Origin of the sequence: Maribacter arcticus (assembly GCF_900167935.1) — a bacterium.
In the GTDB taxonomy this organism is placed as follows: domain Bacteria; phylum Bacteroidota; class Bacteroidia; order Flavobacteriales; family Flavobacteriaceae; genus Maribacter; species Maribacter arcticus.
Map to the genome: position 1 here is coordinate 88,751 of NZ_FUYL01000011.1, position 25,465 is coordinate 114,215.

Annotated in this window: 25 protein-coding genes; 9 read left to right on the forward strand and 16 right to left on the reverse strand. The window is 34.2% G+C overall.

Features of this window, described 5'->3' with window-relative positions:
- Positions 1–21: 21 nt before the first annotated feature.
- The 5 genes from B5X55_RS16150 to B5X55_RS16170 form a co-directional block, all read right to left on the reverse strand.
- A complete protein-coding gene (locus B5X55_RS16150) occupies positions 22–564 on the reverse strand; it encodes an RNA polymerase sigma factor (RefSeq protein WP_079513779.1) in 543 nt (180 codons plus the stop codon).
- A gap of 119 nt (positions 565–683) precedes the next feature.
- Entirely contained in the window at positions 684–2,510 is a 1,827-nt protein-coding gene (locus tag B5X55_RS16155; RefSeq protein ID WP_079513781.1) for an ABC transporter ATP-binding protein, read from the reverse strand.
- Positions 2,510–4,219 (reverse strand): phospho-sugar mutase, encoded by a 1,710-nt coding sequence (locus B5X55_RS16160; protein ID WP_079513783.1) that lies wholly within the window; start codon positions 4,217–4,219, stop codon positions 2,510–2,512. Before B5X55_RS16160 ends, B5X55_RS16155 begins: the two co-directional genes overlap by 1 nt.
- Positions 4,220–4,257: 38 nt before the next feature.
- Positions 4,258–5,220 (reverse strand): glycosyltransferase family 2 protein, encoded by a 963-nt coding sequence (locus B5X55_RS16165; RefSeq protein WP_079513785.1) that lies wholly within the window; start codon positions 5,218–5,220, stop codon positions 4,258–4,260.
- Between the two features lie 34 nt (positions 5,221–5,254).
- Positions 5,255–5,779 (reverse strand): DUF4199 domain-containing protein, encoded by a 525-nt coding sequence (locus tag B5X55_RS16170; protein WP_079513787.1) that lies wholly within the window; start codon positions 5,777–5,779, stop codon positions 5,255–5,257.
- Between the two features lie 193 nt (positions 5,780–5,972).
- Here B5X55_RS16170 and B5X55_RS16175 point away from each other — a divergent pair, with 193 nt between their 5' ends.
- The 3 genes from B5X55_RS16175 to mtaB all read left to right on the forward strand — a co-directional run bounded on the left by B5X55_RS16175 (position 5,973) and on the right by mtaB (position 8,992).
- Positions 5,973–6,260, forward strand: a complete 288-nt coding sequence (locus B5X55_RS16175) for a type B 50S ribosomal protein L31 (RefSeq protein WP_079513789.1) — start codon at positions 5,973–5,975, stop codon at positions 6,258–6,260.
- A 151-nt stretch (positions 6,261–6,411) separates the two neighbouring features.
- Positions 6,412–7,587, forward strand: coding sequence for a GlmU family protein (locus B5X55_RS16180; RefSeq protein WP_079513791.1), 1,176 nt, complete (start codon positions 6,412–6,414; stop codon positions 7,585–7,587).
- Between the two features lie 85 nt (positions 7,588–7,672).
- A complete protein-coding gene (gene mtaB / locus B5X55_RS16185) occupies positions 7,673–8,992 on the forward strand; it encodes a tRNA (N(6)-L-threonylcarbamoyladenosine(37)-C(2))-methylthiotransferase MtaB (RefSeq protein ID WP_079513793.1) in 1,320 nt (439 codons plus the stop codon).
- A gap of 45 nt (positions 8,993–9,037) precedes the next feature.
- On the opposite strand, the gene B5X55_RS16190 is transcribed toward mtaB, so the two are convergent.
- Positions 9,038–9,334, reverse strand: coding sequence for a GNAT family N-acetyltransferase (locus tag B5X55_RS16190; RefSeq protein ID WP_079513795.1), 297 nt, complete (start codon positions 9,332–9,334; stop codon positions 9,038–9,040).
- A gap of 177 nt (positions 9,335–9,511) precedes the next feature.
- On the opposite strand from B5X55_RS16190, the gene B5X55_RS16195 reads away from it, so the two are divergent.
- On the forward strand, positions 9,512–10,174 hold the full coding sequence (locus B5X55_RS16195) for an alpha/beta hydrolase (protein ID WP_079513797.1): 663 nt from the start codon (positions 9,512–9,514) through the stop codon (positions 10,172–10,174).
- Positions 10,175–10,241: 67 nt separating this feature from the next.
- Complete coding sequence (locus tag B5X55_RS16200) at positions 10,242–11,198, forward strand: lytic transglycosylase domain-containing protein (RefSeq protein ID WP_079513799.1); 957 nt, start codon at positions 10,242–10,244, stop codon at positions 11,196–11,198.
- A gap of 2 nt (positions 11,199–11,200) precedes the next feature.
- Here B5X55_RS16200 and B5X55_RS16205 read toward each other — a convergent pair whose 3' ends face one another.
- On the reverse strand, positions 11,201–11,716 hold the full coding sequence (locus B5X55_RS16205; RefSeq protein ID WP_079513801.1) for a hypothetical protein: 516 nt from the start codon (positions 11,714–11,716) through the stop codon (positions 11,201–11,203).
- 253 nt (positions 11,717–11,969) lie between these two features.
- On the opposite strand from B5X55_RS16205, the gene rpmH reads away from it, so the two are divergent.
- A complete protein-coding gene (rpmH, locus tag B5X55_RS16210) occupies positions 11,970–12,137 on the forward strand; it encodes a 50S ribosomal protein L34 (protein ID WP_027067351.1) in 168 nt (55 codons plus the stop codon).
- An 88-nt stretch (positions 12,138–12,225) separates the two neighbouring features.
- Complete coding sequence (gene carB / locus B5X55_RS16215; RefSeq protein ID WP_079513803.1) at positions 12,226–15,078, forward strand: carbamoyl-phosphate synthase large subunit; 2,853 nt, start codon at positions 12,226–12,228, stop codon at positions 15,076–15,078.
- A gap of 46 nt (positions 15,079–15,124) precedes the next feature.
- On the opposite strand, the gene B5X55_RS16220 is transcribed toward carB, so the two are convergent.
- The 6 genes from B5X55_RS16220 to gndA all read right to left on the reverse strand — a co-directional run bounded on the left by B5X55_RS16220 (position 15,125) and on the right by gndA (position 20,568).
- Positions 15,125–16,753, reverse strand: a complete 1,629-nt coding sequence (locus tag B5X55_RS16220; RefSeq protein ID WP_079513805.1) for a long-chain fatty acid--CoA ligase — start codon at positions 16,751–16,753, stop codon at positions 15,125–15,127.
- Between the two features lie 222 nt (positions 16,754–16,975).
- Positions 16,976–17,326, reverse strand: coding sequence for a ribose-5-phosphate isomerase (locus B5X55_RS16225; RefSeq protein WP_079513807.1), 351 nt, complete (start codon positions 17,324–17,326; stop codon positions 16,976–16,978).
- An 89-nt stretch (positions 17,327–17,415) separates the two neighbouring features.
- Positions 17,416–18,222: an SDR family NAD(P)-dependent oxidoreductase gene (locus tag B5X55_RS16230; RefSeq protein WP_079513809.1), complete on the reverse strand. Its 807-nt coding sequence runs from the start codon at positions 18,220–18,222 to the stop codon at positions 17,416–17,418.
- A gap of 16 nt (positions 18,223–18,238) precedes the next feature.
- Positions 18,239–18,574, reverse strand: coding sequence for an avidin-fold protein (locus B5X55_RS16235; protein WP_079513811.1), 336 nt, complete (start codon positions 18,572–18,574; stop codon positions 18,239–18,241).
- Positions 18,575–18,617: 43 nt separating this feature from the next.
- Positions 18,618–19,157, reverse strand: coding sequence for a DUF3124 domain-containing protein (locus B5X55_RS16240; RefSeq protein ID WP_143814522.1), 540 nt, complete (start codon positions 19,155–19,157; stop codon positions 18,618–18,620).
- A gap of 10 nt (positions 19,158–19,167) precedes the next feature.
- Positions 19,168–20,568, reverse strand: a complete 1,401-nt coding sequence (gene gndA, locus B5X55_RS16245) for an NADP-dependent phosphogluconate dehydrogenase (protein ID WP_079513815.1) — start codon at positions 20,566–20,568, stop codon at positions 19,168–19,170.
- A 182-nt stretch (positions 20,569–20,750) separates the two neighbouring features.
- On the opposite strand from gndA, the gene zwf reads away from it, so the two are divergent.
- Together zwf and pgl are read left to right on the forward strand one after the other, a co-directional pair.
- On the forward strand, positions 20,751–22,283 hold the full coding sequence (gene zwf / locus B5X55_RS16250) for a glucose-6-phosphate dehydrogenase (protein ID WP_079513817.1): 1,533 nt from the start codon (positions 20,751–20,753) through the stop codon (positions 22,281–22,283).
- Between the two features lie 39 nt (positions 22,284–22,322).
- Positions 22,323–23,048 (forward strand): 6-phosphogluconolactonase, encoded by a 726-nt coding sequence (gene pgl, locus B5X55_RS16255; protein ID WP_079513819.1) that lies wholly within the window; start codon positions 22,323–22,325, stop codon positions 23,046–23,048.
- On the opposite strand, the gene B5X55_RS16260 is transcribed toward pgl, so the two are convergent.
- From B5X55_RS16260 to rmuC, 3 genes are all read right to left on the reverse strand, one after another.
- On the reverse strand, positions 23,032–23,574 hold the full coding sequence (locus B5X55_RS16260) for an acyl-CoA thioesterase (RefSeq protein WP_079513821.1): 543 nt from the start codon (positions 23,572–23,574) through the stop codon (positions 23,032–23,034). The genes pgl and B5X55_RS16260 overlap by 17 nt on opposite strands.
- Before the next feature lie 42 nt (positions 23,575–23,616).
- Complete coding sequence (locus B5X55_RS16265; RefSeq protein ID WP_079513823.1) at positions 23,617–23,982, reverse strand: 6-phosphogluconate dehydrogenase; 366 nt, start codon at positions 23,980–23,982, stop codon at positions 23,617–23,619.
- Positions 23,983–24,108: 126 nt separating this feature from the next.
- The gene (rmuC, locus tag B5X55_RS16270) at positions 24,109–25,458 is read right to left on the reverse strand and encodes a DNA recombination protein RmuC (RefSeq protein WP_079513825.1); all 1,350 of its coding nucleotides are present in this window, start codon (positions 25,456–25,458) and stop codon (positions 24,109–24,111) included.
- Positions 25,459–25,465 lie beyond the last annotated feature (7 nt).

The window sequence follows — 25,465 nt, forward strand, 5'->3', positions numbered from 1 at the left end:
ACTTTCAAAGACATAAAAGGTTTAATCGGTTTTCAAATACTGTTCCACTTTTTTAACAGCTAGGTGATAAGAAGCTTTTAGCCCACCTACCGAAGTATCTAATATTTTAGAAATTTCTTCATATTTCAATTCTTGAAAATACTTCATGTTGAATACTAATTTTTGCTTCTCTGGTAACGTAGCGATAGCTTGTTGAAGTTTTAATTGAATCTCGTCACCTTCAAAAAAAACATCTGCTTGTAAATTGGAGACCAACTTTTCTTGATAATCTACATCAGTAATTCCTTGCATTCTTGCTCTTTGCTTTATAAAACTCAAAGCTTCATTGGTTGCAATTCTATACATCCAAGAAAAAAGTTGGCTATCACCTTTAAAACCATCTATGTTCCTATAAATTTTTATGAAGGTATTTTGCAAGACATCATCTGCGTCATCGTGGTTTAATACAATACCTCGAATTTGCCAGTACAAACGTTCTTTGTACGTGTTAACCAACACTTCAAAAGCTTGTGCTTGTGTGTGCTTAGTTTTTAATTCTTGTACAAGTGTTTCCTCTACTATCAATTGTATTTGAGGTTTATTTAGTAATTAGACGATAATATCAGCTAAAGGTTTAATTTCCAATTAAATTTTGAATGAATTAAGAGCCTTAATGGTAGTTGTTTTACTTGTGAAATTGAATATTAAGCACTCAAAGACTGCATTTGAACTAGTTTCTTATAAATACCGTTTAGTTCTAAAAGCTCTGCGTGTGTACCTTGCTCTGCAATTTCACCTTTATGAAGCACCACAATAGTATCAGCATTTTGGATTGTTGATAGTCTGTGTGCAATAACGATTGAGGTTCTATTTTGCATCATTTTTTCTAAGGCATCTTGTACCAAACGTTCGCTTTCCGTATCTAATGCAGAAGTAGCTTCATCTAAGATCATTATTGGTGGATTCTTTAATACTGCTCTTGCTATAGATAGACGCTGTTTTTGTCCGCCACTTAATTTGTTGCCGCTATCACCAATATTCGTTTGATAGCCTTTTGGTAAACTTACTATAAAATCGTGTGCGTTCGCAATTTTTGCAGCTTCAATTATTTCTTCATCAGAGGCATTCTCCTTACCTAAACCAATATTGTTTTTAACGGTGTCATTAAATAGGATGGAATCTTGGGTGACAAGGCCTAACAAGCTACGAAGCGATTTTTTACTGAGGTTCTTAATGTTGTTGCTATCTATTGAGATTTGACCTTCGTTAACATCGTAAAAGCGTGTTACTAGATTAGCTATGGTACTTTTTCCACTTCCGGATTGTCCTACTAAAGCAACTGTATTTCCTTTTTTAACAGTTAAATTAAAATTCTTGAGCACATATTCATCCTCATACTTAAATGAAATATTTTGAAGGTTTATTTCGCTCTCAAATGAAGTTTGTTCAATAGGATTATCAATTTCTGCAATCGGATTCTCTGTTTCTAATATCTCCAAAACACGTTCTGCGGCAGCATTACCTTTTTTAACACTATAGGATGCTTTACTAATTGCTTTCGCAGGAGTCAAAATATTATACGCCAGTCCCATGTAAGCAATAAAGGAGGAGGCATCTAAAGTTCCGTCTACTAAAACCATTTTACCGCCAAACCATAACAAAATACCTATAACCAAAATACCTAAAAATTCACCCGTTGGTGAAGCTAAGTTCTGTCGGTTTAAAAGTATGTTGCTATAATTAAAAAAACGTTTGGTTGATTCGGAAAACGTTTTGTAAAATCGCGATTCTGAATTAAAAGCTTTTATCACTCGAAGTCCGCCAAGAGTTTCCTCAATAATGGATAAAAATTCACCTTGTTCTCTTTGAACATCATCTGATTTCTTCTTAAGAGACTTACCAATTCGGCTAATAATCATACCAGCAACAGGTATGAAAATAAATACAAACAAGGTTAATTTGGTGCTAATACCAAACATGATAATAATTGTAAAAAATATTGTCAATGGCTCTCTTACGATTAGTTCTAAAACAGATAGAAAAGAATGTTGAATTTCTAAAACATCTGATGTGATTCTTGCAATAACATCTCCCTTTCGTTTTTCAGAGTAATAGGAAATGGGTAGTTCAACAACCTTTTTATAAAGCTTATTTCTAATATCTTTAAGTACGCCATTACGTAAAAAAGTTATGAAATACATGGCTAGATAGTTAAACAGATTCTTTAATAAGAATAAGACGAGAATTAGACCAATAACCAAAACCAAGCCTTTCATCTCATCATCTCCAGAATATGCAGTAACCCTATAGTTAATGAATTCCTGTAAGTAATCTTTAAGATGTCCAATATCAGTATATTTCGGTTCTTCGAAAACTTTTTTGGTTTTATCGAACAACACATCTAGCATAGGAATCAGTGCGGCGAAAGATAGCGCACTAAACAAGGCATAAAGTATGTTAAAGAAAATATTTAAATAACCGTACTTACGATAAGGCTTCGCAAAGCGAAGAATTTTTTTGAAATAATCCATTAACCTAGTTTAAGCTCAGCAAGTATACTTTTGATTTTTGCATCAAGTTCAGCTGAAACTTTTTTATAATTCTCTGCCTTATCTAATTTAGCATTAGTACTAATATAAAATTTAACTTTTGGCTCTGTACCACTTGGTCTAGCTGCTATTCTTGTGCCGTCTTCCGTTTCATAAATTAGAACATTAGATTTAGGTATGTCAATTATTTTTTCTTCACCTGTCAGCACATTTTTGGCGGTTGACGTATTATAATCTTCAATCCATTTTACTTTAGAACCAGCAACTGATTCTACTGGATTTTCTTTAAAATCTTTCAGCATTTGCTTTATTTCTTCAGCACCACTGATACCTTTTTTGGTAATGGATACTAAATGCTCTTTGTAGAAACCATAATCAACGTAACATTGAATTAAATCTTTATAAAAAGAACTTCCGTTGGCTTTCGCCTGACTCGCAATTTCACAAGCTAATAGGGTGGAGGTAACAGCATCTTTGTCTCGAACGAAATCACCTACCATGTAACCAAAACTTTCTTCACCACCACCAATAAAATCTGATTGTGGAAAATCTTTAATCATTTTACCTATCCATTTAAAGCCAGTAAGTGAAGTCTTGAATTCAACACCATATGCTTTTGCCATAGTTTCCATCATAGGAGTAGAAACTATTGTTGTTGCAATAAATTCATTGCCTTTAAATCCTTTTTCTTTTCTCTTCTCAAGAAGAAATTTTGTCATTAAAACCATAGCTTGGTTTCCATTAACAATTTCCATCTTCCCGTCAAGATTTCTTACCGCAATTCCTAAACGGTCACTATCTGGATCTGTACCGACCACCATATCTGCACCAATTTCTTCAGCCTTTTTTACGGCCATGGAAAGTGCTTCTGATTCCTCTGGATTGGGAGATTTAACTGTAGGAAAATTTCCGTCTGGTTTTGCTTGTTCCTCTATGATAGTTACATTTTCATACCCACCACGTTTTAAAACTTCTGGTATAGCCGTAATTGAAGTTCCGTGAAGTGAGGTGAATACAATTTTGAAATTATCTTTTCCCTCGGCATTGAAATTTCCATTTTGAACCGATTGTTCAATAAATGCTTCATCAACCTCTTTATCAATTACTTGTATAAGACTTTCGTTAGCATTGAATTTAATATCTTCAAAATTCAATGAATTTATTTCTGAAATTATAGCTCCATCTTGTGGAGGAACAATTTGTCCGCCATCGGTCCAATATACTTTGTAACCATTATATTCAGGTGGGTTATGTGATGCTGTTAAAACAATACCTGCGTGGCAATTTAAATGTCTCACGGCAAAAGAAAGTTCAGGTGTAGTTCTTAAGTCTGAGAATAGATATACCTTAATATTATTCGCTGAGAAAACTTCTGCAACAGTTCTTGCTAATGTGTCACTATTATGGCGACAATCGAAAGCGATAACAACTTTAATTTCCTCTCCTTTATAAACTTGGTTTAGGTAATTGCTAAGGCCTTGTGTACTTTTTCCTAATGTATATTTATTGATGCGATTAGTGCCAACACCCATTACACCGCGCATGCCGCCAGTACCGAACTCCATATTTTTATAAAAACGGTCGTTAAGCTCTTCTTTATCGTTTGCAATAAGGTGTTCTATTTCTTTTTTAACGGCAGGGTCAAAAAAATCGGTAAGCCATGTTTTGGCAGTGTCTAGGATATTATCCATATGGTATAGTTTTATATGCTATTAAGTTAGTGAGAATTTTAGTGTTCTGAAAGAGATGTATTAATCTCTTCAGAGACAATATACCTATTTTCTTCCTTTTTTGAACGGATTAATATTTCACCTAGAAAACCGGCCAAGAACAATTGTGTTCCTATGACCATGGCAATCAATGAAATATAAAATTGTGGTCGGTCTGTAATCAACCTTCCAAACGGATTAATGAATAATTTGTCGATACCTAAATAGATAGCAAATCCGAATCCGATAAAGAACATTAGTACGCCCAATGCACCAAAAAGGTGCATTGGGCGTTTACCGAATCTAGATACAAACCAAATAGTTAGTAAATCTAGAAAGCCATTGATGAAACGCTCCATTCCAAATTTTGTTTTACCGTATTTACGAGCTTGATGTTTTACGACTTTTTCCCCTATATTAGAAAAGCCGGCATTTTTAGCCAGGACAGGTATGTATCTATGCATTTCACCAGAAACCTCAATGTTTTTTACAACATCTTTGGAGTAAGCTTTTAGGCCACAATTAAAATCATGTAAGCGAACGCCAGAAGTTCTTCTTGCTGCCCAGTTGAATAATTTTGAAGGGGTATTTTTGAAGATTATAGAATCGAATCGCTTCTTTTTCCATCCAGAAACCAATTCATAACCCTCTTCGGAAATCATATGATACAGCTCTGGTATTTCTTCAGGATTATCTTGTAAATCGGCATCCATGGTAATAATTACATCACCTTTTACCGCTTTAAAACCTGCGTGAAGGGCCTGAGATTTGCCAAAATTTCGTAAAAAATGAATTCCTTTTACCGCTGGGTTGTTTCTTGAGAGTTCAGTAATAATCGACCAAGATTTATCTGAACTTCCATCATCAACAAATAATATTTCATAAGAAAATTGATTGGATTGCATTACGGATACAATCCAATCATGTAGTTCTTTAAGTGACTCTTCTTCGTTAAGTAATGGAATTACTATAGATAATTGCATGCTTTATATAAGGTATTCCTGCCAAAAGTACGAATTAGTTAAGATTTTCATTCTTTTTTAAAACCAATGCGGGTACTAAGGAAAGAACAAAGCCTATTACTACGCTGAATATCAGACCAAAAACCATTTGCATGGTAGGGGTTGTAAATGGTTTACCCAATTCCATTTGGGCTTCAACTTGTTCAATAGTCATTTTGGTTGTCTCCAATAATTGATTCTTTTGAAACTCCATAGCCTTATTCATCATGTCTGGGTCAATAACAGTTGCCATAATCTGATTAAATATTATCCCAATAATACCTCCAATCAAACAAACACCAACACCTATTTTAAGGCCCTGTCCAAAGGTCATAAATCCACCATTAGCTTTTTTAAACTGAATCATTGCTATAATTACCATAGCCAATGACAATGCCAAACTTATAGACATAACAGGAATACCTCCCTGGTAATGCATGTCAACAGTGTAGAGCATAAATGCAAATATGATACTGATTACTCCAAGAAGTAATCCAAAATTTAAAGCGAATTTTCCTGTTTTGGGTTGATTTTCTTCCATGATACTTATTGATTAAAAGGTTAAATAATGGTTGATTTGCTTATTAGTATATAGTTATAATAGATTGTTACAAATATGACGAAATATTTTTTTTATATTTTTTTATGTTTCTAATAGGTCATTTATAGATTTTCACTAAATTTGCACCCTTAAAATGAGTGCCCGTCGGAATGGGTGCGTTAAAGTTTTTAAAATGAAAAAAGATATACACCCAGAAAATTATAGGATAGTGGCCTTTAAGGACATGTCTAACGAAGAAGTATTTTTGACAAAATCAACAGCAGACACTAAAGAAACTTTAGAGGTCGAAGGTGTTGAGTATCCATTAGTAAAATTGGAAATTTCAAGAACTTCTCACCCATTTTACACTGGTAAAGCTAAATTCTTGGATACTGCAGGTCGTATCGATAAATTTAAGAACAAGTACAAGAAATTTGTTAAGGAAGACAAAGTAGAAGAAGATAAAGAAGAAGAGAAGTAGTATTTTATTTACTATTCTTTCACAGAATATAACGCCCTCGAATATTTTCGAGGGCGTTTCTTTTTTTCATTCAACTTGGTTTTTAGGATACTTAGCTGTAAAATATATGTGCTCTAGGGATATTTGTTAATTTTGATTAAAATTGTCTTGTATGAACTATATTCTTTTTGATGGTCCGCGTAGGAATCATTTGTTGCCATTTACGTTTACTAGGCCAGTTGCCGAAATTCGTGTAGGCATCATGACATTGCGAGAACGTTGGGATGCATTTTTAAAGACTTCCACTTCTTCATTTACCGAAGATTATTTAAGTGTTAAATATCCAATTCGTATAGAAGATGTAAACGTATTTATCGACGCATCGGTTCTACCTACAGTTAAATTGGTGAAGGCGATTCATTCTTTGCAAAAAGGCGATAAGTTAATGTCGAATGAGCTTCTTGTGGCGTATTCTAGCGATGAACCAAAAAGTTCAGAGCAAATGAATGAGTTTAATAGAATTGAATTCAATGGTGATTTTCTGCAGATTAAGAATACATGGGATATTTTTGATAAAAATGCTGAAATTCTGCAGTTGGACTTTGATTTTATTACCAAAGGAAGAACTAGTCAGCCAATTTCAAAGACCAATAATTTAATACATCCAGAGCGAATTTTTTTAGAGGAGGGAGCGAAAGTTGAATTTAGTATATTGAATGCTACCGATGGACCTATTTATTTAGGTAAAAATTCTGAAATATGGGAAGGTAGCTTAATACGTGGTGGATTAGCTTTATGCGAACATGCAATCGTGAAAATGGGGGGTAAGCTCTATGGAGCTACTACAATAGGTCCATATAGTAAAGTGTGTGGAGAGATAAGTAATTCGGTTATTTTTGGGTATTCAAGTAAAGGTCATGAAGGTTATTTAGGTAATGCAGTATTAGGTGAGTGGTGTAATATTGGTGCAGATTCAAATAATTCTAACCTTAAAAATAATTATGCTAAAGTCCGATTGTGGGACTATGCAACAGAACGTTTTGAGCAAACTGGTTTACAGTTTTGTGGACTTATGATGGGGGATCATAGTAAGACGGCAATTAATACCATGTTTAATACAGGTACAGTAATTGGTGTAAATTCAAATATTTACGTGCCAGGATTTCCTAGAAATTTCATTCCAAGTTTTAGTTGGGGAGGAGCATCTGGGTTTACGGCTTATTTGCCAGAGAAGGCTTTTGAAGCAGCCAAGGTTATGATGGCTAGAAGAGGGGTGGAGTTTGATGATGTAGAAGCAAATATTCTTACTCATGTATTTGAGATAACTAAAAAATGGAGAAAGTATTAAAATAGTAAAACTGTAATTCAGTTAGTTGGGTCTTTTTAGGCTTGATGAAGTTTAAGTACTTTTGCACTTTCAAAGAGAAGATTAGATGAAGAAAAAGGTGGCTTTTTACACTTTAGGATGCAAGTTGAATTTTTCAGAAACATCAACCATAGCCCGAAGCTTTGCTGATGAGGGTTTTGACCGTGTAGATTTTTCAGAAAAGGCCGATATGTATGTTATTAATACCTGTTCGGTAACCGATAATGCAGATAAGAAATTCAAGACCATTGTAAAAAAAGCGCAAAAAATAAATCCTGATGCGTTTGTGGCTGCTGTTGGCTGCTATGCTCAATTAAAACCAGAAGAGTTAGCTGATGTTGATGGAGTCGATTTGGTTTTAGGAGCTACAGAAAAATTTAAGATTACAGACTACATAAACGATCTTACGAAAAATGACCATGGTAAGGTGTATTCATGTGAAATTGCCGATGCTAATTTTTATGTAGGAAGTTATGCAATTGGCGATAGAACCAGGGCATTTTTAAAAGTGCAAGATGGTTGTGATTATAAATGTACCTACTGTACGATTCCGTTAGCTCGAGGTATCTCTAGAAGCGATACTTTAGAAAACGTTTTAAAAAATGCAGCTGATATTTCAAATCAGGGTATTAAAGAAATCGTTTTAACGGGTGTTAACATTGGTGATTATGGTAAGGGTGAATTTGGAAATAAAAAACACGAACATACCTTTTTAGATTTAGTGGAAGCTTTAGATGAAGTAGAAGGCATTCATCGCTTACGAATATCTTCGATAGAACCCAACCTTTTAAAGAATGAGACGATAGAATTTGTAGCGCAAAGCAAAACATTTGTACCACATTTTCATATTCCATTACAAAGCGGAAGTGATTCATTGCTAAAATTGATGAAGCGAAGGTATATGACCAATTTATACCAAGAACGTATTTCGAAAATTAGAGAAGTAATACCAAATTGCTGTATAGGTGTTGATGTCATTGTTGGGTTTCCTGGTGAAACCGAAGAGCATTTTTTAGAGACCTATCATTTTCTGAATGATTTAGATATTTCCTATTTACATGTTTTTACTTACTCAGAGAGAGATAATACGCCAGCAGCTAGGATGGATGGAGTAGTGCCGAATAAAGTTAGAAACAAAAGAAGTAAAATGTTACGCGGCCTGTCTGTGAAGAAAAGAAGAGCTTTTTATGAAAGTCAAATAGGTAATGAGTTGACAGTATTGTTTGAAAGTGAAAATAAAACGGGGTATATTAATGGTTTTACAGAGAATTATGTAAAAGTTAAAACTCCATGGAATCCTGAATTGGTGAATACGCTTCACAAGGTGAAACTAACTGAAATAGATAAAGATGGTTTGGTCAGGTTAACTTTTCTAAAGAGACAATAGAAGTATAAAAAAAGCCTTTCATTTGAAAGGCTTTTTTTATATTTTTTAGATTCGAATACCGATAGGTAACATTTCTTTGTACTGTAATCGATTTTTTCTTAAAAATCCTGCAATGTGAGGACTCGTTGGAACAACTCTAAGGTTTCTTTCTTGGATTATACTTAGAACGGCTTTGATGAAGTTTTCTCTAAAACTTTCATCTGTAATCTCTTCAGGAACTACTAATTTTGTAAGGAACACTTTACGTTCTTGAGAAGAGTATTCTATGCTTGCTAGATGCCCATTTACTGTGGTTTCAAATTGGCGTAGAAAAGAATTGTCTTTAATAATAACATCGTTCATATAGATTTTTTTAGTGTTGCTACTAGACAAAAAAATTACGATGTTCTCATATCGTAATTTGTCGAGATTGAAATGCTCTAAAGATTATTGCCTAATATTGCTAGGTGATTTTCGCATTCTTTTACAAAAATAGTTAAATAATCCCTAATTTCCTAGCTTTTACTACGTTTCATAACTATGATTGATGATAGAATTCATGTGTATTGTATGCCTGGTATGGCTGCAAGTTCTGCTATTTTTGAGTATATTAATCTTCCACCGGATAGATTTGAACTTCATTTGTTGGAATGGACAATACCTATTGTTGGTATTTCATTTACGGAATATGCAAAAAATATGTGCTCTAAAATAACGCATGAGAATGTTGTTTTATTGGGAGTTTCTTTAGGCGGACTTTTAGTTCAGGAAATGTCAAATTATATTCATGTACGAAAAGTGATTATCGTGTCAAGTGTTAAAACTAGATATGAACTTCCAAAACGAATGTTGTTTGCGCGTTACACTAAAGTGCATAAATTACTGCCAACCGGTTTGATTAGTAATGTTGAGTTGTTAGCTAAATATGCGTTTGGAGAAAGTGTTACCAAAAGACTATCATTATATGAGCGATACTTATCAATTCGAGATAAAAGTTATATAGATTGGTGTATTGATCAATTGGTGAATTGGAAATGTGTAATACCTTGCGACAATTTAGTGCATATACAAGGTGAAAAAGATAACGTTTTTCCAATTTCTAATATTACCGATTGTTTGCCGGTGGTAAATGGAACACATACTATGATAATACATCGTGCCAAATGGTTTAACGAGAACTTGCCAACAATTATTTTGGAATAAGATAGTTCTATATATACCTTTGGTAGTAAGAATAAAGGAAGAGATAATTTAAAAAAAAATATAAGTCATGAAAATCATTAAGAATATATTGATGCTGTTGGGAGTGGTATTTGTTGCGGGAACTTTAATATTTGCAGTGCAGAGTACTGATGCTGTTTCTGTTAACAATAATACCGTTGTTAATGACAGTGTTCAGAAAAATGTGGCTAAATCGTATAGAATTTCGTCAATAGATATACCTGAGAATTTAAATTTTGCAGGCGAAGTTGTTCCTCAAGAAGACCCTGAAATTATGGAGCGAGTTGATCGTGAGTTTTTGGTGAATACATACTGGCAATCGAATGCTTTGTTATTAATGAAAAGAGCACATAAATTTTTTCCGATTATTGAGCCAATACTTGCTAAAAACGGAATTCCTGATGATTTTAAATATTTAGCGGTTGCTGAGAGTGGTTTAACAAACGTTGTTTCACCCGCAGGTGCAACAGGATTTTGGCAAATTATGAGAGAGACTGGAAGAGAGTATGGCCTTGAAGTAAATTCAAATGTCGATGAACGTTATCATTTAGAAAAGTCAACGGAGGTAGCTTGTAAGTATCTGAATAGATGGAAAGATAAATATGGAAGTTGGGCTTTAACTGCTGCATCATATAATGCAGGACCAGGAGCTATTAATAAATATATGGGTATTCAGCAAGTTGATAATTATTGGGATTTGTTGTTGGGCGATGAAACTGGCAGGTATGTATTTAGAATAATGGCTATCAAAGAGATTTTAGCTAACCCTGAAAAGTATGGTTTCCATATTGAGAAAGAGGATATGTATGAAGCTGTGCCAACTTTTACAGTTGAAATCGATAAGCCAGTTGGTGATTTTGCAGATTTCGCACAGCAATATGAAATCAATTACAAGATTTTAAAACGCCACAATCCATGGTTACGAGAACCGCATTTAAACAATGGTTCTGGTAAAAAATACACTGTTGAGATTCCTAACAAAGGATATTACCGAGAAACAAAATAGATTTAAATCTTTTTCATTTGTTGCTGCATCATTTTTATTTGGTCAGTCAGCATATTATTTTTATCTAACTTTTTAGCTTCATTCAATAGCGTTGTTGCTTCTCTTTTACGTCGCTTCTGCATGGCAATGCCGGCAAGGCTAAGTTTAGCCATTGCTACGTCATAATCCATTGTTAAACCTAGTTTCAATGCCTTTTTGAAATACTTTTCGGCTTGGGTTAAGTTGGTTTGAGAAAAAATGATGCCATGCAAGTAATTGTAATAACCTTGTTGTTTTACAGTTAAAGCTGCTTTTGGACTCTTGATTTTATCTAACCAATTTTTTGTACCGGTTAAATCTTGCTTTCGCATTCTTAAAAAGGCCAATAAAATAATTTCATTTCTAAAATAAAGAAAGATAAAAATCGTGGATAAAAGTATAAGAGAAATGCCATTTCCAATGTTACCTTCTATAAATTGATAGATTGCAAAAGCAATTATTAGTCCTGCAATAACCAATTTTAAATTTTTATTGAACATATAATGTAGATTTTTATCTGATTGAAAACTGATGTAAAATACTTAAGGTAATAGAAACTCTATTATAATAAGCAACTACAGCGTTTAATTATAATTCTGTCAAAATTAGTTAAAAGCTAGGTTTTCAGCCGTACAGATTAATAAAAAAATTTTTTTTCATAACCCTTGCCAAAGAAAAAACTCTTTGTATATTTGCGCCCAGTTTCACAGAGGATTCTGTAAAATATCAAATATAATAGAAAAGGTTTAAGAGATGCCCGGACAAAAAAGAACATATCAGCCGTCAAAAAGAAAAAGAAAGAACAAACATGGTTTTCGTGAGCGTATGGCTTCCGTAAACGGTAGAAAAGTTCTTGCTAGAAGAAGAGCAAAAGGAAGAAAGAAATTGACTGTTTCCTCTGAAACTAGACATAAAAAATAATGATTGTATAGTTTTTAAAATATTTAGGTGTTACTTTTCTGAAAGTAACACCTTTTTTTTGACCAATTCTCAAATACATATTTCAAAAATGCCGAAAAGAAAAGATTTAAAATCAATTTTATTAATAGGATCTGGCCCAATAGTAATTGGTCAGGCATGTGAATTTGATTATGCGGGTAGTCAGTCATTACGTTCATTACGTGAAGATGGTATAGAGACTATCTTAATCAATAGTAACCCAGCAACAATAATGACAGATCCAACCATGGCGGATCATGTTTATTTAAAACCGTTGACTACTAAATCAATTGTAGAAATCTTAAAAGCTCATCCACAAATTGATGCTGTATTACCTACAATGGGTGGTCAAACTGCCTTGAACTTATGTATTGAAGCTGATAAAAAGGGAATTTGGGCAGATTTCGGAGTTGAATTGATTGGGGTTGATATCGATGCCATTAATATCACGGAAGATAGAGAACAGTTTAGAGAACTGATGTTGAAAATAGGTATTGGCATGGCACCGCAAGCCACGGCTACTTCATTTTTAGAAGGAAAAGAAATAGCACAAGAATTTGGGTTTCCATTAGTAATTAGAGCTTCATATACATTGGGTGGTGCGGGTGCATCTATTGTGTATAAGCCAGAAGATTTTGATGAATTACTAAGTTATGGTTTAGAGATTTCTCCTATTCATGAGGTGATGATTGATAAGGCCTTATTGGGGTGGAAAGAATATGAACTTGAGCTTTTAAGAGATAAAAATGATAACGTAGTTATTATTTGTGCCATTGAGAATATGGACCCAATGGGTATTCATACCGGTGATTCTATAACCGTTGCACCAGCGATGACTCTTTCCGATAGGACCTATCAGAAAATGCGTGATATGGCGATTCATATGATGCGTAGTATTGGAGATTTTGAAGGAGGATGTAACGTGCAATTTGCAGTGAGTCCTGATGAGAAGGAAGATATTATAGCTATAGAAATAAACCCACGTGTTTCAAGGTCGTCAGCATTAGCATCTAAAGCGACAGGTTATCCCATAGCAAAGGTTGCTACTAAATTGGCAATTGGCTATACGCTTGATGAATTGGATAATCAGATTACAAAATCTACTTCGGCGTTATTTGAACCTACGTTAGATTATGTAATCGTGAAAATACCGCGTTGGAATTTTGATAAGTTTGAAGGCTCTGACAGAACATTAGGACTTCAAATGAAATCTGTTGGAGAGGTAATGGGTATTGGTCGTTCATTTCAAGAAGCTTTACACAAAGCAACGCAGTCATTAGAAATTAAACGTAATGGCTTAGGTGCAGATGGAAAAGGATATAAAAATTATGAACAAATCATTAGTAAACTGACAATTCCAAGTTGGGACCGAGTTTTTGTAATATATGATGCTATTCAAATGGGAATTCCATTGAGCAGAATTCATGAAATTACAAAAATAGACATGTGGTTTCTTAAACAATATGAAGAATTACATTTCTTGGAGAAGGAAATTTCAAAATATACAATAGCTACATTATCCAAAGAATTGTTACTTGAAGCAAAACAAAAGGGATTTGCCGATAGGCAAATAGCCCATATGTTAGATTGCTATGAAAGTGAAGTTTATAATAAGCGTACCGAGCTGAACATTAATAGGGTGTATAAATTAGTAGATACCTGTGCCGCTGAGTTTAAAGCGATGACACCTTATTATTATTCAACATTTGAGGCTGAAATAGAAAAACCTGATGGCACTCGATATGTTGAAAACGATAGTATCGTAACCGACAAGAAAAAGATTGTCGTATTAGGGTCAGGACCAAACCGAATAGGTCAAGGTATAGAGTTTGATTATTGTTGTGTTCATGGTGTTTTGGCAGCTGCAGAGTGTGGCTATGAAACAATTATGATTAACTGTAATCCAGAAACGGTATCAACAGATTTTGATATAGCAGATAAACTTTATTTCGAACCAGTATTTTGGGAGCATATTTATGATATAATTCGCCACGAAAAGCCAGAAGGTGTAATCGTTCAGCTTGGTGGTCAAACGGCTCTTAAGTTAGCTGAGAAGTTATCTAAGTACGGAATAAAAATAATTGGAACTAGTTTCGAGTCTTTAGATTTAGCGGAAGATAGAGGCAGTTTCTCAAAGCTTTTGCAAGAAATTGACATTCCATTCCCTCAATTTGGAGTAGCAGAAACCGCAGAGGAAGCATTGGCACTTTCAGATGAGTTAGACTTCCCATTATTGGTAAGACCTTCTTATGTGTTAGGTGGCCAAGGAATGAAGATTGTTATCAACAAAGCAGAGCTTGAGGAACATGTAGTAGATCTGCTTCGTAAAATTCCTAACAACAAACTCTTACTTGATCATTACCTTGATGGTGCAATAGAAGCTGAAGCTGATGCTATTTGTGATGGGGAAGATGTCTATATTATTGGCATTATGGAACATATTGAGCCTTGTGGTATCCACTCAGGAGATTCTAATGCCACTTTGCCACCATTTAACTTAGGGGAATTGGTAATGCAGCAAATTAAAGATCATACAAAGAAAATAGCCTTGGCATTAAATACTGTAGGCCTTATCAATATTCAATTTGCGATAAAAGATGAAGTAGTTTACATAATTGAGGCAAACCCAAGAGCATCACGTACGGTACCTTTTATTGCAAAAGCATACAAAGAGCCTTATGTAAATTATGCTACCAAAGTTATGTTAGGAGAGAAGAAAGTGAAAGATTTCAAATTTAATCCTCAACTTGAAGGCTTTGCCATCAAACAGCCAGTCTTCTCGTTTGATAAGTTTCCTAATGTGAACAAGAACTTAGGTCCAGAAATGAAAAGCACAGGAGAAAGTATTCTCTTTATAGATAGCTTAAAGGATGATGAATTTTATAACCTTTACGCAAGACGTAAAATGTATTTAAGTAAATAAGTCTAATTATTAGACTAATAATATATCTAGAAGGAAAACTTTGAATTTAATTAAGTTTTCCTTCTGCATATAGTCTTCTTATTTCTTTCTTGTCAAATTTTCCAACACTGGTTTTCGGTACTAAATTTAAGGTCACATAATTATCAGGGATTTGATAGTTGGCAAAATCAGATGATAAAAATTCTTTTAGTTCATCATCAGAAATCGGCTTAGAAATATCCGCCAAAACAATTGCTGCCAATGGTCGTTCAGACCATTTTTTATCAGGTATGGCTATTACTGCAGCTTCCTTAATTTTAGGGTGTGCCATTAAAGCTGATTCTAATGCAACACTTGAAATCCATTCGCCACCACTTTTAATTAAATCTTTTGTTCGATCTGTAATTTCCATATATCCATCGGTATCAATAGTGCTTACATCTCCTGTTCTAAACCAACCATCATCTGTAAAATTATCTCTGTTATTGGTCTTAAAGTATGATTTTATGACCCAAGCCCCTTTAACTTGTAACTCTCCCATGGTTTTACCGTCACGAGGTGCAATCTTTCCATTGTCTCCAACGATTCGCATTTCGATACCTGGAAATTCAATGCCTTGTTTTGCCCGTATTTTAATTTGCTCTTTCTTTGATAAATCTTTGTGTTTCTTTTGTAATCTACTAGCTGTACCAAGAGGTGATGTTTCTGTCATTCCCCATGCTTGAACACCCCTTATGCCAAAATTATTTTCAAAATTCTCAATTAAACTAGCAGACAATGCAGAGCCTCCAACAAGATATTCTTCTAGTGCTAATTTTTCTTTAGGAGGATTTTTTTTCATTTCCTCGTAAACACCCATCCAAATGGAAGGTACACCATTGGCTTTAGTTATTTTTTCACGCTCCAAGATTCTTACTATTGCCTCGGGTTGTAGATGTAAAGATGGCATTACCATGTCTGAACCTGTTAATAGACACATATATGGAAAACCCCATGCCATAACATGAAATTGAGGGACTATTAAAAGAATGACATCGTCATTACTGTAATTACCTGCATTTGGTGATAATATGGTCATTGCATGTAAATATGTAGACCTATGCGAATAGAGGACACCTTTAGGCATACCTGTTGTACCACTGGTGTAACACATGCCACAAGCATCGTTTTCATTAAGAATAGGCCATTCTAATGTATCTAATTGTTCTTCAATTAAATCTTCATAGTAAAGTGTATTTAAAAGTGAAGTACTAAAATTTTCTGGAGCATTAATGATTATATACTTTTCTACTGTTTCTAATTTGGGTGCTATTTTTTCTAGCAAAGGGACTAAAGTTGCATCTACAAAAATTACTTTGTCTTCAGAATGATTGATAATGAATTCGGTTTGTTGAGAAGATAAACGAATATTAATTGTGTGGCATACCGCTCCGATGCCTGGTATACCATAGTATAGTTCAACATGTTGATAATGATTCCAAGCAAAGGTGCCTACCATATCTCCCTTGTTGATTCCTAGTTTATTTTTAAGCGCATTTGCCAATTGGCACGAGCGTTTTTCAAGTTCATAGTAAGTATATTCATGTCGGTCTCCATTGGGGAGGTATGAGATTAATTTCTTATGCGGAAAAGCACTTTTAGCATACTTTAAAATAGTAGTTGTCGTAAGTGGGTAATCCATTATTAATCCGTTCATAGAAGATGTTTTTAGTTTAAATCAAAACTTGACTCTTAAATTAATCATTTAATGAAGAGGTTCAATTAAAATTTATTTTTCAGCATTTAAGATAGCGCAAAGGCGATGATTTAATAAAACTCGCCATAATTATAAAATCTATAAAGTTAAAGTGTGGTGTGGTTATCAGATTAAAAACCTGACTAATGTTAGATTAATTTATTCTAGCTAGGTTTAAGAAGTTTAATTAAACCAAACAGCATATCTTTTTCTTCTTAGCTCAATAGCTAACTGCTCTTCCATTTTTAAAGCTTCCGCTTTCGTTGATATAGGTCCGATATGATTGTATAGACTGCCGCGAAGGTATAAGCCATATTTATGCACAATTGAGGAAGATAGATTATGTCCTTTTTTACTAAGCGAACCTTTTTTATGTTGCTCAAAACGTTCTTTAGGTTCCTTACTCGTCATACCTACATAAAGACATTCTAAAACGCCATTAAATTGTGGGTTAGCTTCCCTGAACTTTCTATTTTCAGAATACACCTTTTTAGATAATTCAATTACGTAAATCGAATATTTATAATTGGGCATAATCTATTTTATTTATTGTGATTGACTTAAGCGTAAAATATACTTACTGCGTTTTTAGTAAAGTTGAATTTAGGTTTCAAAATATAAATTTATCTATTTCTACCCTTAAAATTTTCCATCGTTTTGTAAACCCCTAAAACATTTCCTGTAAACCAATCAAAAATTGAAATAGGTAAAATGGCTTGTGCAAATCGAGTAACTCTATAAATATACCCAGGTATAGAAACCATTTTTTTATTTTTTTCAATTGCCTTAATAATGGTTAAAGCAGTAGTTTCTGGGTCGAGTATAGGAATTTTAGACTTTACCCCATCAAACATGCCGGTATTTATATAATAGGGCATTATTGTAGTAACATTAATGTTTTTCTTTAACTGTTCCATTTCCAAACGCAGACTATCTGAAAAGCCTATCAGCGACCATTTAGTAGCTACATAAACAGACATTTTGGGGTTAGATAGTAATCCGCCAGAAGAGGCAATATTGCATATATGGCCAGAGTTTTTCGATAACATGTTATCAATGAAAGCATGGGTAATATAAATCGGTGCATTCGAATTAATATTCAAAGTACTCGTAATATCAGCTTCTGAATGTTCATGAAAATAGTTGCCTACGATAATACCTGCGTTATTAATTAATAGGTCAATTCCACCAAAATTATTAATTACTTCTTTGGCAGCGCTATTAATTTCAGAAATACTAGAAACATCAACTTTCATGATTGTAAGCTTTCCTAATGAGGAATACTTCAATCTTAATTTCTCTAAATTATCACTGTTAATATCCCAAATTATAATATTTGCACCGCGTTCTAATAGCAATCGGCACATGATTTCACCGATACCAGAAGCTCCACCAGTAATTAATACTATTTTGTCTTTTAAGTTTTTCATAATTTTAACGGCTGTTTTAAATCTCTTCCACAATAGATTTTCCGTAAGAACAATCTCCTGAGGTCCATTTCCATTCTTCGTGAAGTCTGATTTTACCATTAGAAAGTACCTCAGGAGTAGATTCACATATCCCAGTCATCAGTTCTCCTTTAGTATTGACATGGTGATAACGCATACTTATATGACCTTCAGAATCTACTATTCCTATTAAATGTCCTTTGAGGATTGTGCCTCCTTGATAATTAGCCGTTATAGTTGAGCCAGATTGCTTATAATGAAAAATAGTTTCATCAGTTGTTTCTCCGTTTTTAGAAGTTTGAACTGGTTTGAAATATTTATTATTATAATTCATTAGAGATGGGTAAATATGGTGTTATAAAAATAAGGTAGTTCGATTATTCTCGTGCTACCTCAATTCCATCTGTCGTGAAAGAAAACGCTTGCGCCCCTAAACCACCAACCATTACTGCTTGAAATAATGGAGTTAATTGCTTTTTAGAATACCAATCTATTAAAAAATTGGCGCCACTACCACCAGAATCATCTTGTTGTTCGATAACATAATCAATAGATTCCATTGGTTTGAGGTAGATAGGAGAATCTATATAGCTTCTCACTAAATCACCTTGGGTATTATAATAATCAATTGTACTCACGAATAGACTATCACGAATACTCGTATTACGAATACTCAATGTAGCTGTTAGCATTGTTCTAGTATCTCTGGTCTGATTATAAATATCAGAATAGATAGGTACGTAAACCTGCCTTATCAGTGAATCTACTATAGCTTTATTTACTCGCCTGTCAAGCATATGCTCGTCGAGTATTTCTACAGGAATTTCTTCATTCTTCAAGTCCTTACAAGAACCTAAAAATGATAAAAATGTCATCGTCAAACAAACACTAAATACTACAATTGTTGATTTATTCAAACCTCTGTTTTTATGCTTCCCATTCCGTATGAAAAATTCCTTCTCTATCTAATCGCTCATAAGTATGTGAACCAAAATAATCACGCTGAGCTTGAATTAGATTTAAAGGTAATTTACTAGACGTATATGCATCGAAATAGGTAAGTGAATTTGATAATCCTGGAAGCGGAATTCCATTTTGTGCTCCAAAGGCAACTAACTCTCTTGCGGCGCCGACCGAACCTTTTATTTTGCTAACAAAGTTTGGCGAAAGTAATAGATTTGGTAATGTTGGTTCAGCTTTAAAAGCTTCAGTAATATCGGCCAATAAACCTGCACGAATAATACAACCAGCACGCCATATTTTAGCAATTACTGAAATATCTAAATTATAGCCATATTCTTTAGAGGCATCTGCTAATTGGTGCAGACCTTGTGCGTAGGTAATTATAAACGAGAAATACAACGCCTTTTCGGAAAGGTCTTCTAATATAGCCTTATCCATATGTGCAACTACAGGTCTATCGTATAACGCATCTGCTTTTATTCTTTCCTCCTTTAACGCAGAAAGTTCACGCATACTAACGGCAACATCTATTGAAGGTACAGGTATGCCTAAATCCATTGCATTTTGACTAGTCCATTTTCCAGTTCCTTTCTGTTTGGCTTTATCTAGTATTTGATCCACTAAACGACCTTTGGTAAAGTTATCTTCTTGTTCAAAAATTTCAGAAGTTATTTCAACTAAAAATGATTGCAATCTTCCTGAATTCCATTTTGCAAAAGAGGAATGTAACTCATCATTGTTATAACCTCCTCCTTTTTTAAGGACATCATAAATTTCAGAGGTTAATTGCATTAATCCGTATTCAATACCATTATGAACCATTTTTACGTAGTTACCTGCAGATTTAGGGCCTAAATAGGCAACACATGGTTCTCCTTCATATTTAGCGGCAACAGCTTCAAAAATCGGCTTAATATGTTCATATGCAGATTTTGAGCCGCCAGGCATTATACTTGGCCCTCTACGAGCGCCTTTTGCACCACCTGAAACTCCAGCACCAAAAAAGTTAATAGCTCTATTCTGCAATTCACTTTCTCTACGATCAGTATCGGTAAAGAAAGAATTACCACCATCGATAATTATATCTCCTTTGTCAATATGTGGTAGTAATGATTCAATAACTGAGTCAACAATTTTACCGGCTGGCACCAGCAACATTATTTTACGTGGTTGCTTTAAATTTTTTACAAAGGTTTTAATGTTTGTTGACGCATCAACTTTTTCTAAATCTCCACCTTCAGTCTTCAAAGAGTTTACTTTTTCCTCATCTAAATCATATCCATAAGCAGAAAATCCATTATCTGCTACATTAAGGATAAAATTACGTCCCATTACTCCAAGACCTACCAAACCAAAATCATACATAAACTCTATGTTTTAAAATTAAAATACATAAATGGCGCACCTTCATTTTATTTATTTTTCACGACATAATGCGTATCAAAAATAATTTAAAATATTGACTTTATTTCTAAATTGCACCTCAAAAGGAGAGTATAATGGCTTTCTTTTTAAGATATTTGAAGAATAAAGAATAGAAAGGGTTTATGAAGAATACAGACAATCAAATGCTCATCATTTTTGGAGCATCTGGAGATTTAACCGCAAGAAAATTAATACCTGCAATATTCAATTTATTTAAAGGTAATCATCTACCTGAAAATTTTGTTGTACTTGGAGTTAGTAGAAGTGATTTGGGTGATCTAAAATTCCGTAATAAAGTGGTTTTAGAAAGCCCTTACTTTGAGGATGATCGTAGGGAAAATGACAAGGAATACATTCAAAAGTTTGCTGATAAATTATTTTATGAAGATTTAGGGTCTGATTACGATACCTCTTACGAACGTTTAGAAAAGCGTATAAGTGATCTGGACCAAAAATATGGTACAGATGGTAATCATATTTTTTACCTATCTACACCACCTAGCTTATATGAGCCAATAGCAAAAAACTTGTCTGATCAAGGATTAAATGATGAAGCTACTGGGTGGAGAAGATTAATTGTTGAAAAACCATTTGGTTATAGTTTGGATTCTGCGAAAGTATTAAATGATGGTCTTCATACGTATTTCAAAGAAGGTCAAATATTTAGAATAGACCATTATTTAGGCAAAGAAACAGTTCAAAATCTACTAGTTACTCGTTTTGCCAATAGTATTTTTGAACCACTTTGGAATAGAAATTACATTCATCACGTAGAAATTACTAATGCAGAAAGTGTTGGTGTCGAGAAAAGAGGTGGGTATTACGATAAATCTGGAGCATTGAGAGATATGTTTCAAAGTCATTTATTGCAGATTGTTGCCCTAATCGTTATGGAGCCACCGTTAAGTTCAGAAGCCGAGGAGATACGTAATGAAAAGCTTAAAGCATTGAAGTCTCTTAAAATAATGACTGATGAAAAAACGCTTTACGAAAATACTATTAGAGCGCAATATGTAGCCTCTAAAATTGATGGTAAAGAAGTAAAAGGGTATAGAGAAGAGGAAGGAGTTGATGAAAATTCAACAACGGAAACCTTCGCGGCCATTAAGTTTTTTGTAGATAACTGGCGTTGGGCAGATGTACCTTTCTATGTAAGAACAGCGAAACGTATGCCTACTAAAGTTACCGAAGTGGTAATTCATTTTAAAACACCACACCATCAGATTTTCAAAGAATCAGGAATGAGCAACAAGGATAATAAATTAATTATTCGTATTCAACCAGATGAAGGAATATTGATAAAATTCGGAGTTAAGGTTCCTGGGCAAGGTTTTCAGGTCGAACGTGCTAATATGGATTTCTATTATTCAAGTTTAAGTGAAACACGTGTAATGGACGCCTATGAACGATTATTACTAGATGCAATGCAGGGTGATGCAACTTTGTATGCTAGAGCAGATGAAGTTGAAGCAGCATGGGCCTTTGTGGATCCTATTTTAGATTACTGGAAAAATGGAAAAGATGTTAAAATGTACGGATATTCAGCTGGAGTTTGGGGTCCTGAAAATGCAAACGATCTCTTTGAAGGTCTCGGTGAATGGCGTAACCCAAGCGAGAACTTAGCAGATGATTCTGGGTATTGCGTTATCTGTTAAATTATTATAAGGAAGTATTCGACATATATCATATAAAAAATGGAAGTAAAAGTATATCAGAATAAGGTTAAGGTTGCCAAGGAGTTTTCTAAGTTTTTGATTGAAAAATCATCGAATAAAAAAGTATTTCATATTGCATTGTCAGGCGGAAGTACCCCTAAGATTGTATTTGATGTTTTAGCTGAGGAATTCTCGAATGATGTAGACTGGAGTGCTATTCATTTATATTGGGGAGATGAACGTTGCGTAGCTCCAGATGATGAAGAAAGTAATTATAGAATGACGGTTGAGCACCTTATTTCGAAGGTTGATATACCAGAAGAAAATATTCATCGTATTAAAGGTGAGAACGACCCTAAATTGGAAGCCAAGCGTTATGATCATTTACTAGAGAAAGAATTGCCAAAGGAACTTGGCTTACCTCAGTTTGATTTAGTTTTACTGGGAATGGGTGATGATGGGCATACCGCATCAATTTTCCCTCATGAAATAAATTTATGGATATCACCTGATAATTGTGAGGTGGCTATCCATCCAGAATCAGGTCAACGAAGAGTTTCGATTACTGGTAGAATTATTAATAATGCTAAAACGGTTGTTTTCTTGGTTACAGGTGATAGTAAATCTGAGAAGGTAAGAATCATAATAGAAAGGGAAGAAGGTTACTTGAAATATCCTGCAAGTCATGTATCCCCTAAAACAAAAGATTTAATTTGGTTTTTAGATGCAGCTGCAGCTCAGCAACTTACTATAGATCAATCTTAATATTATCACTTTCCAATTCCTTGACATAGTCTTTGGAATTAAAAGTTTTGGATTCAAATTTCGTATCACGTTGCTGAGCTTCAAGTTTTCTGTATTTGCTACGTGCAAAACGGCGCACGCCTTGGTCATCAGATACGATTAAACCGGGTATAGAAACATTTTTACCGTCGGGGCCTTTTGCTACCATAGTAAAGTAGGAGGAGTTGCAATGCTTCTTTTTTCCTGAGGTTATATTTTCAGATTCTACACGAACACCTACTACCATTGATGTACGACCTGTATAATTGATACTGGCTTTCAATGTAACCAATTCTCCTACCTCAATAGGGTTTAAAAAATCCACCCTATTTACGGATGCTGTTACACAGTATTGTTGAGAATGTTTAGAGGCGCATGCAAATGCTATTTGATCCATAAGGTTTAAAATGTGCCCACCATGTACCTTGCCACCAAAATTGGAATGGGAGGGAAGCATTAATTCTGTTATTGAAACCCTTGAATCTCTTACGCCTTTAAACTTTTCCATGTGCCTGTTCTTTAATCCAATTAAAAAATAATTGTGATTATTTTATTTCCTAAAATGTGGTGATTGTTCCGCTTCTACTGCCGTTATGAAGTATTTAGTGTCGCCCAACCAAAAGAAAGTAGCGTATCGTTCAGTGTAATTTACCTTTACGTATTGCCCTTGATATTCCTTTAGTTTTTCTATGACATCCTTATCTTTATCCAATACTGAAAATGAGAATATTTGAGCACCAGAAATACCTTGGCTAATTTCACCTTCCCAAGTTTTGGCTATTACCCCTTTATGGGTTAATTTAATTAACTCTCCAGAGCGTACTCCTTCACTAAAAGAGACGAAATAAATAAAGGCATAATAAATGCCTCCTATCAGTATAAAGCCTAATAATAGTAATGATATAAACTTTTTCATAAGTTACTTTGTCTTTGTTCTAGTGTAAATGTATTATCAATAATATGATTAGGTCAATATATTGACGAATATTCATTTATACTAATAATCGTCTAAGATGTTTTACCGTATATATAAAAGTATAATTTATAATTTCAATTTAGGCTCTTCATCAAAATCATCATCTTCTACAGCGCGCTTTAATATAGATTCTGGAATAGATTTTTTTGCTTTAGCCCCCATTTTTTTTAACTTCTCAATACTATTGACAATATTGCCGCGACCATCGACAAGTTTATTCATTGCACCTCTATATTCTCCTTTGGCTTCGTCCATCTTTTTACCCACTTTCATTAAGTCGCTAACAAATCCTTCAAACTTATCATAGAGCGCACCAGCTTGTCTTGCAATTTCAATCGCATTGCGTTGTTGCTTCTCATTGTTCCACATGCTATCTATTGTACGTAATGTGGCAAGAAGCGTGGTTGGAGTAACGATTATAATATTCTGCTCAAAGGCCTTATTATACAAAGAACTATCTTGATTAATGGCGATGGCAAAGGCAGGTTCTATAGGAACGAACATCAACACGAAATCGGGGCTCTCCATTTCATAAAGGTCCTCATATTTTTTTGCAGATAATTGGTCAACGTGTCTGCGTAATGAATTGATGTGGTCTTTTAAGTATTTATCTCTAAGCTCTTCATCAGCATTTACATAGCGCTCATAATCCGTTAACGATACTTTAGAATCGACTACCATTTTCTTACCATCCGGCAGATTGATAATGACATCGGGAAGTACCCGACTACCATCAGCTCTAATAAATGTTTGTTGAACTGTATATTCACGGTCTTTCTCTAATCCCGATTTTTCCAAGACACGTTCTAAAACCAATTCGCCCCAATTCCCTTGCATTTTACTATCACCTTTTAAGGCTTTAGTTAAGTTTTCTGCTTCTTGGGTAATCTTTAAATTTTGGGACTGTAGATTTAGAAGCTGTTCTCTTAGGGCAGAGTGAATACTTATATTTTCTTTCTGACTTGCCTCAACTTTTTTCTCAAAGAGCTGAATTTTTTCATTTAGGGGAGTGAGAATATCCTTAATGTTCTTTTCATTTCGCTCTGTAAACTTTAGGCTTTTCTCTTCTAGAATTTTATTGGCCAAGTTTTCAAACTCCTTTGTAAATTTTTTCTGTAGCTTTTCAACTTCTTCTTTCTGTTCTCGGTTTTTTTCGTGCAAATGCCCCATATCAGCTTGCGCTCTTACAATTCTATTGCCAAGCTGTTCTTTTTCTGATTGAAGGATATGTCTTTGTTGCTCTGTCTCTTTTAACCGTTCTTGTAAAACAGATAAATTTGCGTGCATTTGTTGCTCGCGTTCCTCTAAAGCACTTTGTTTAGAGGTTGTTTTTAATTGCCGTATATAATTCCCTAGAAAATAGCCGATTACAAGACATAGGATACCAATTAGGAAGTACATATAAATTTCGTTCATGAGTATT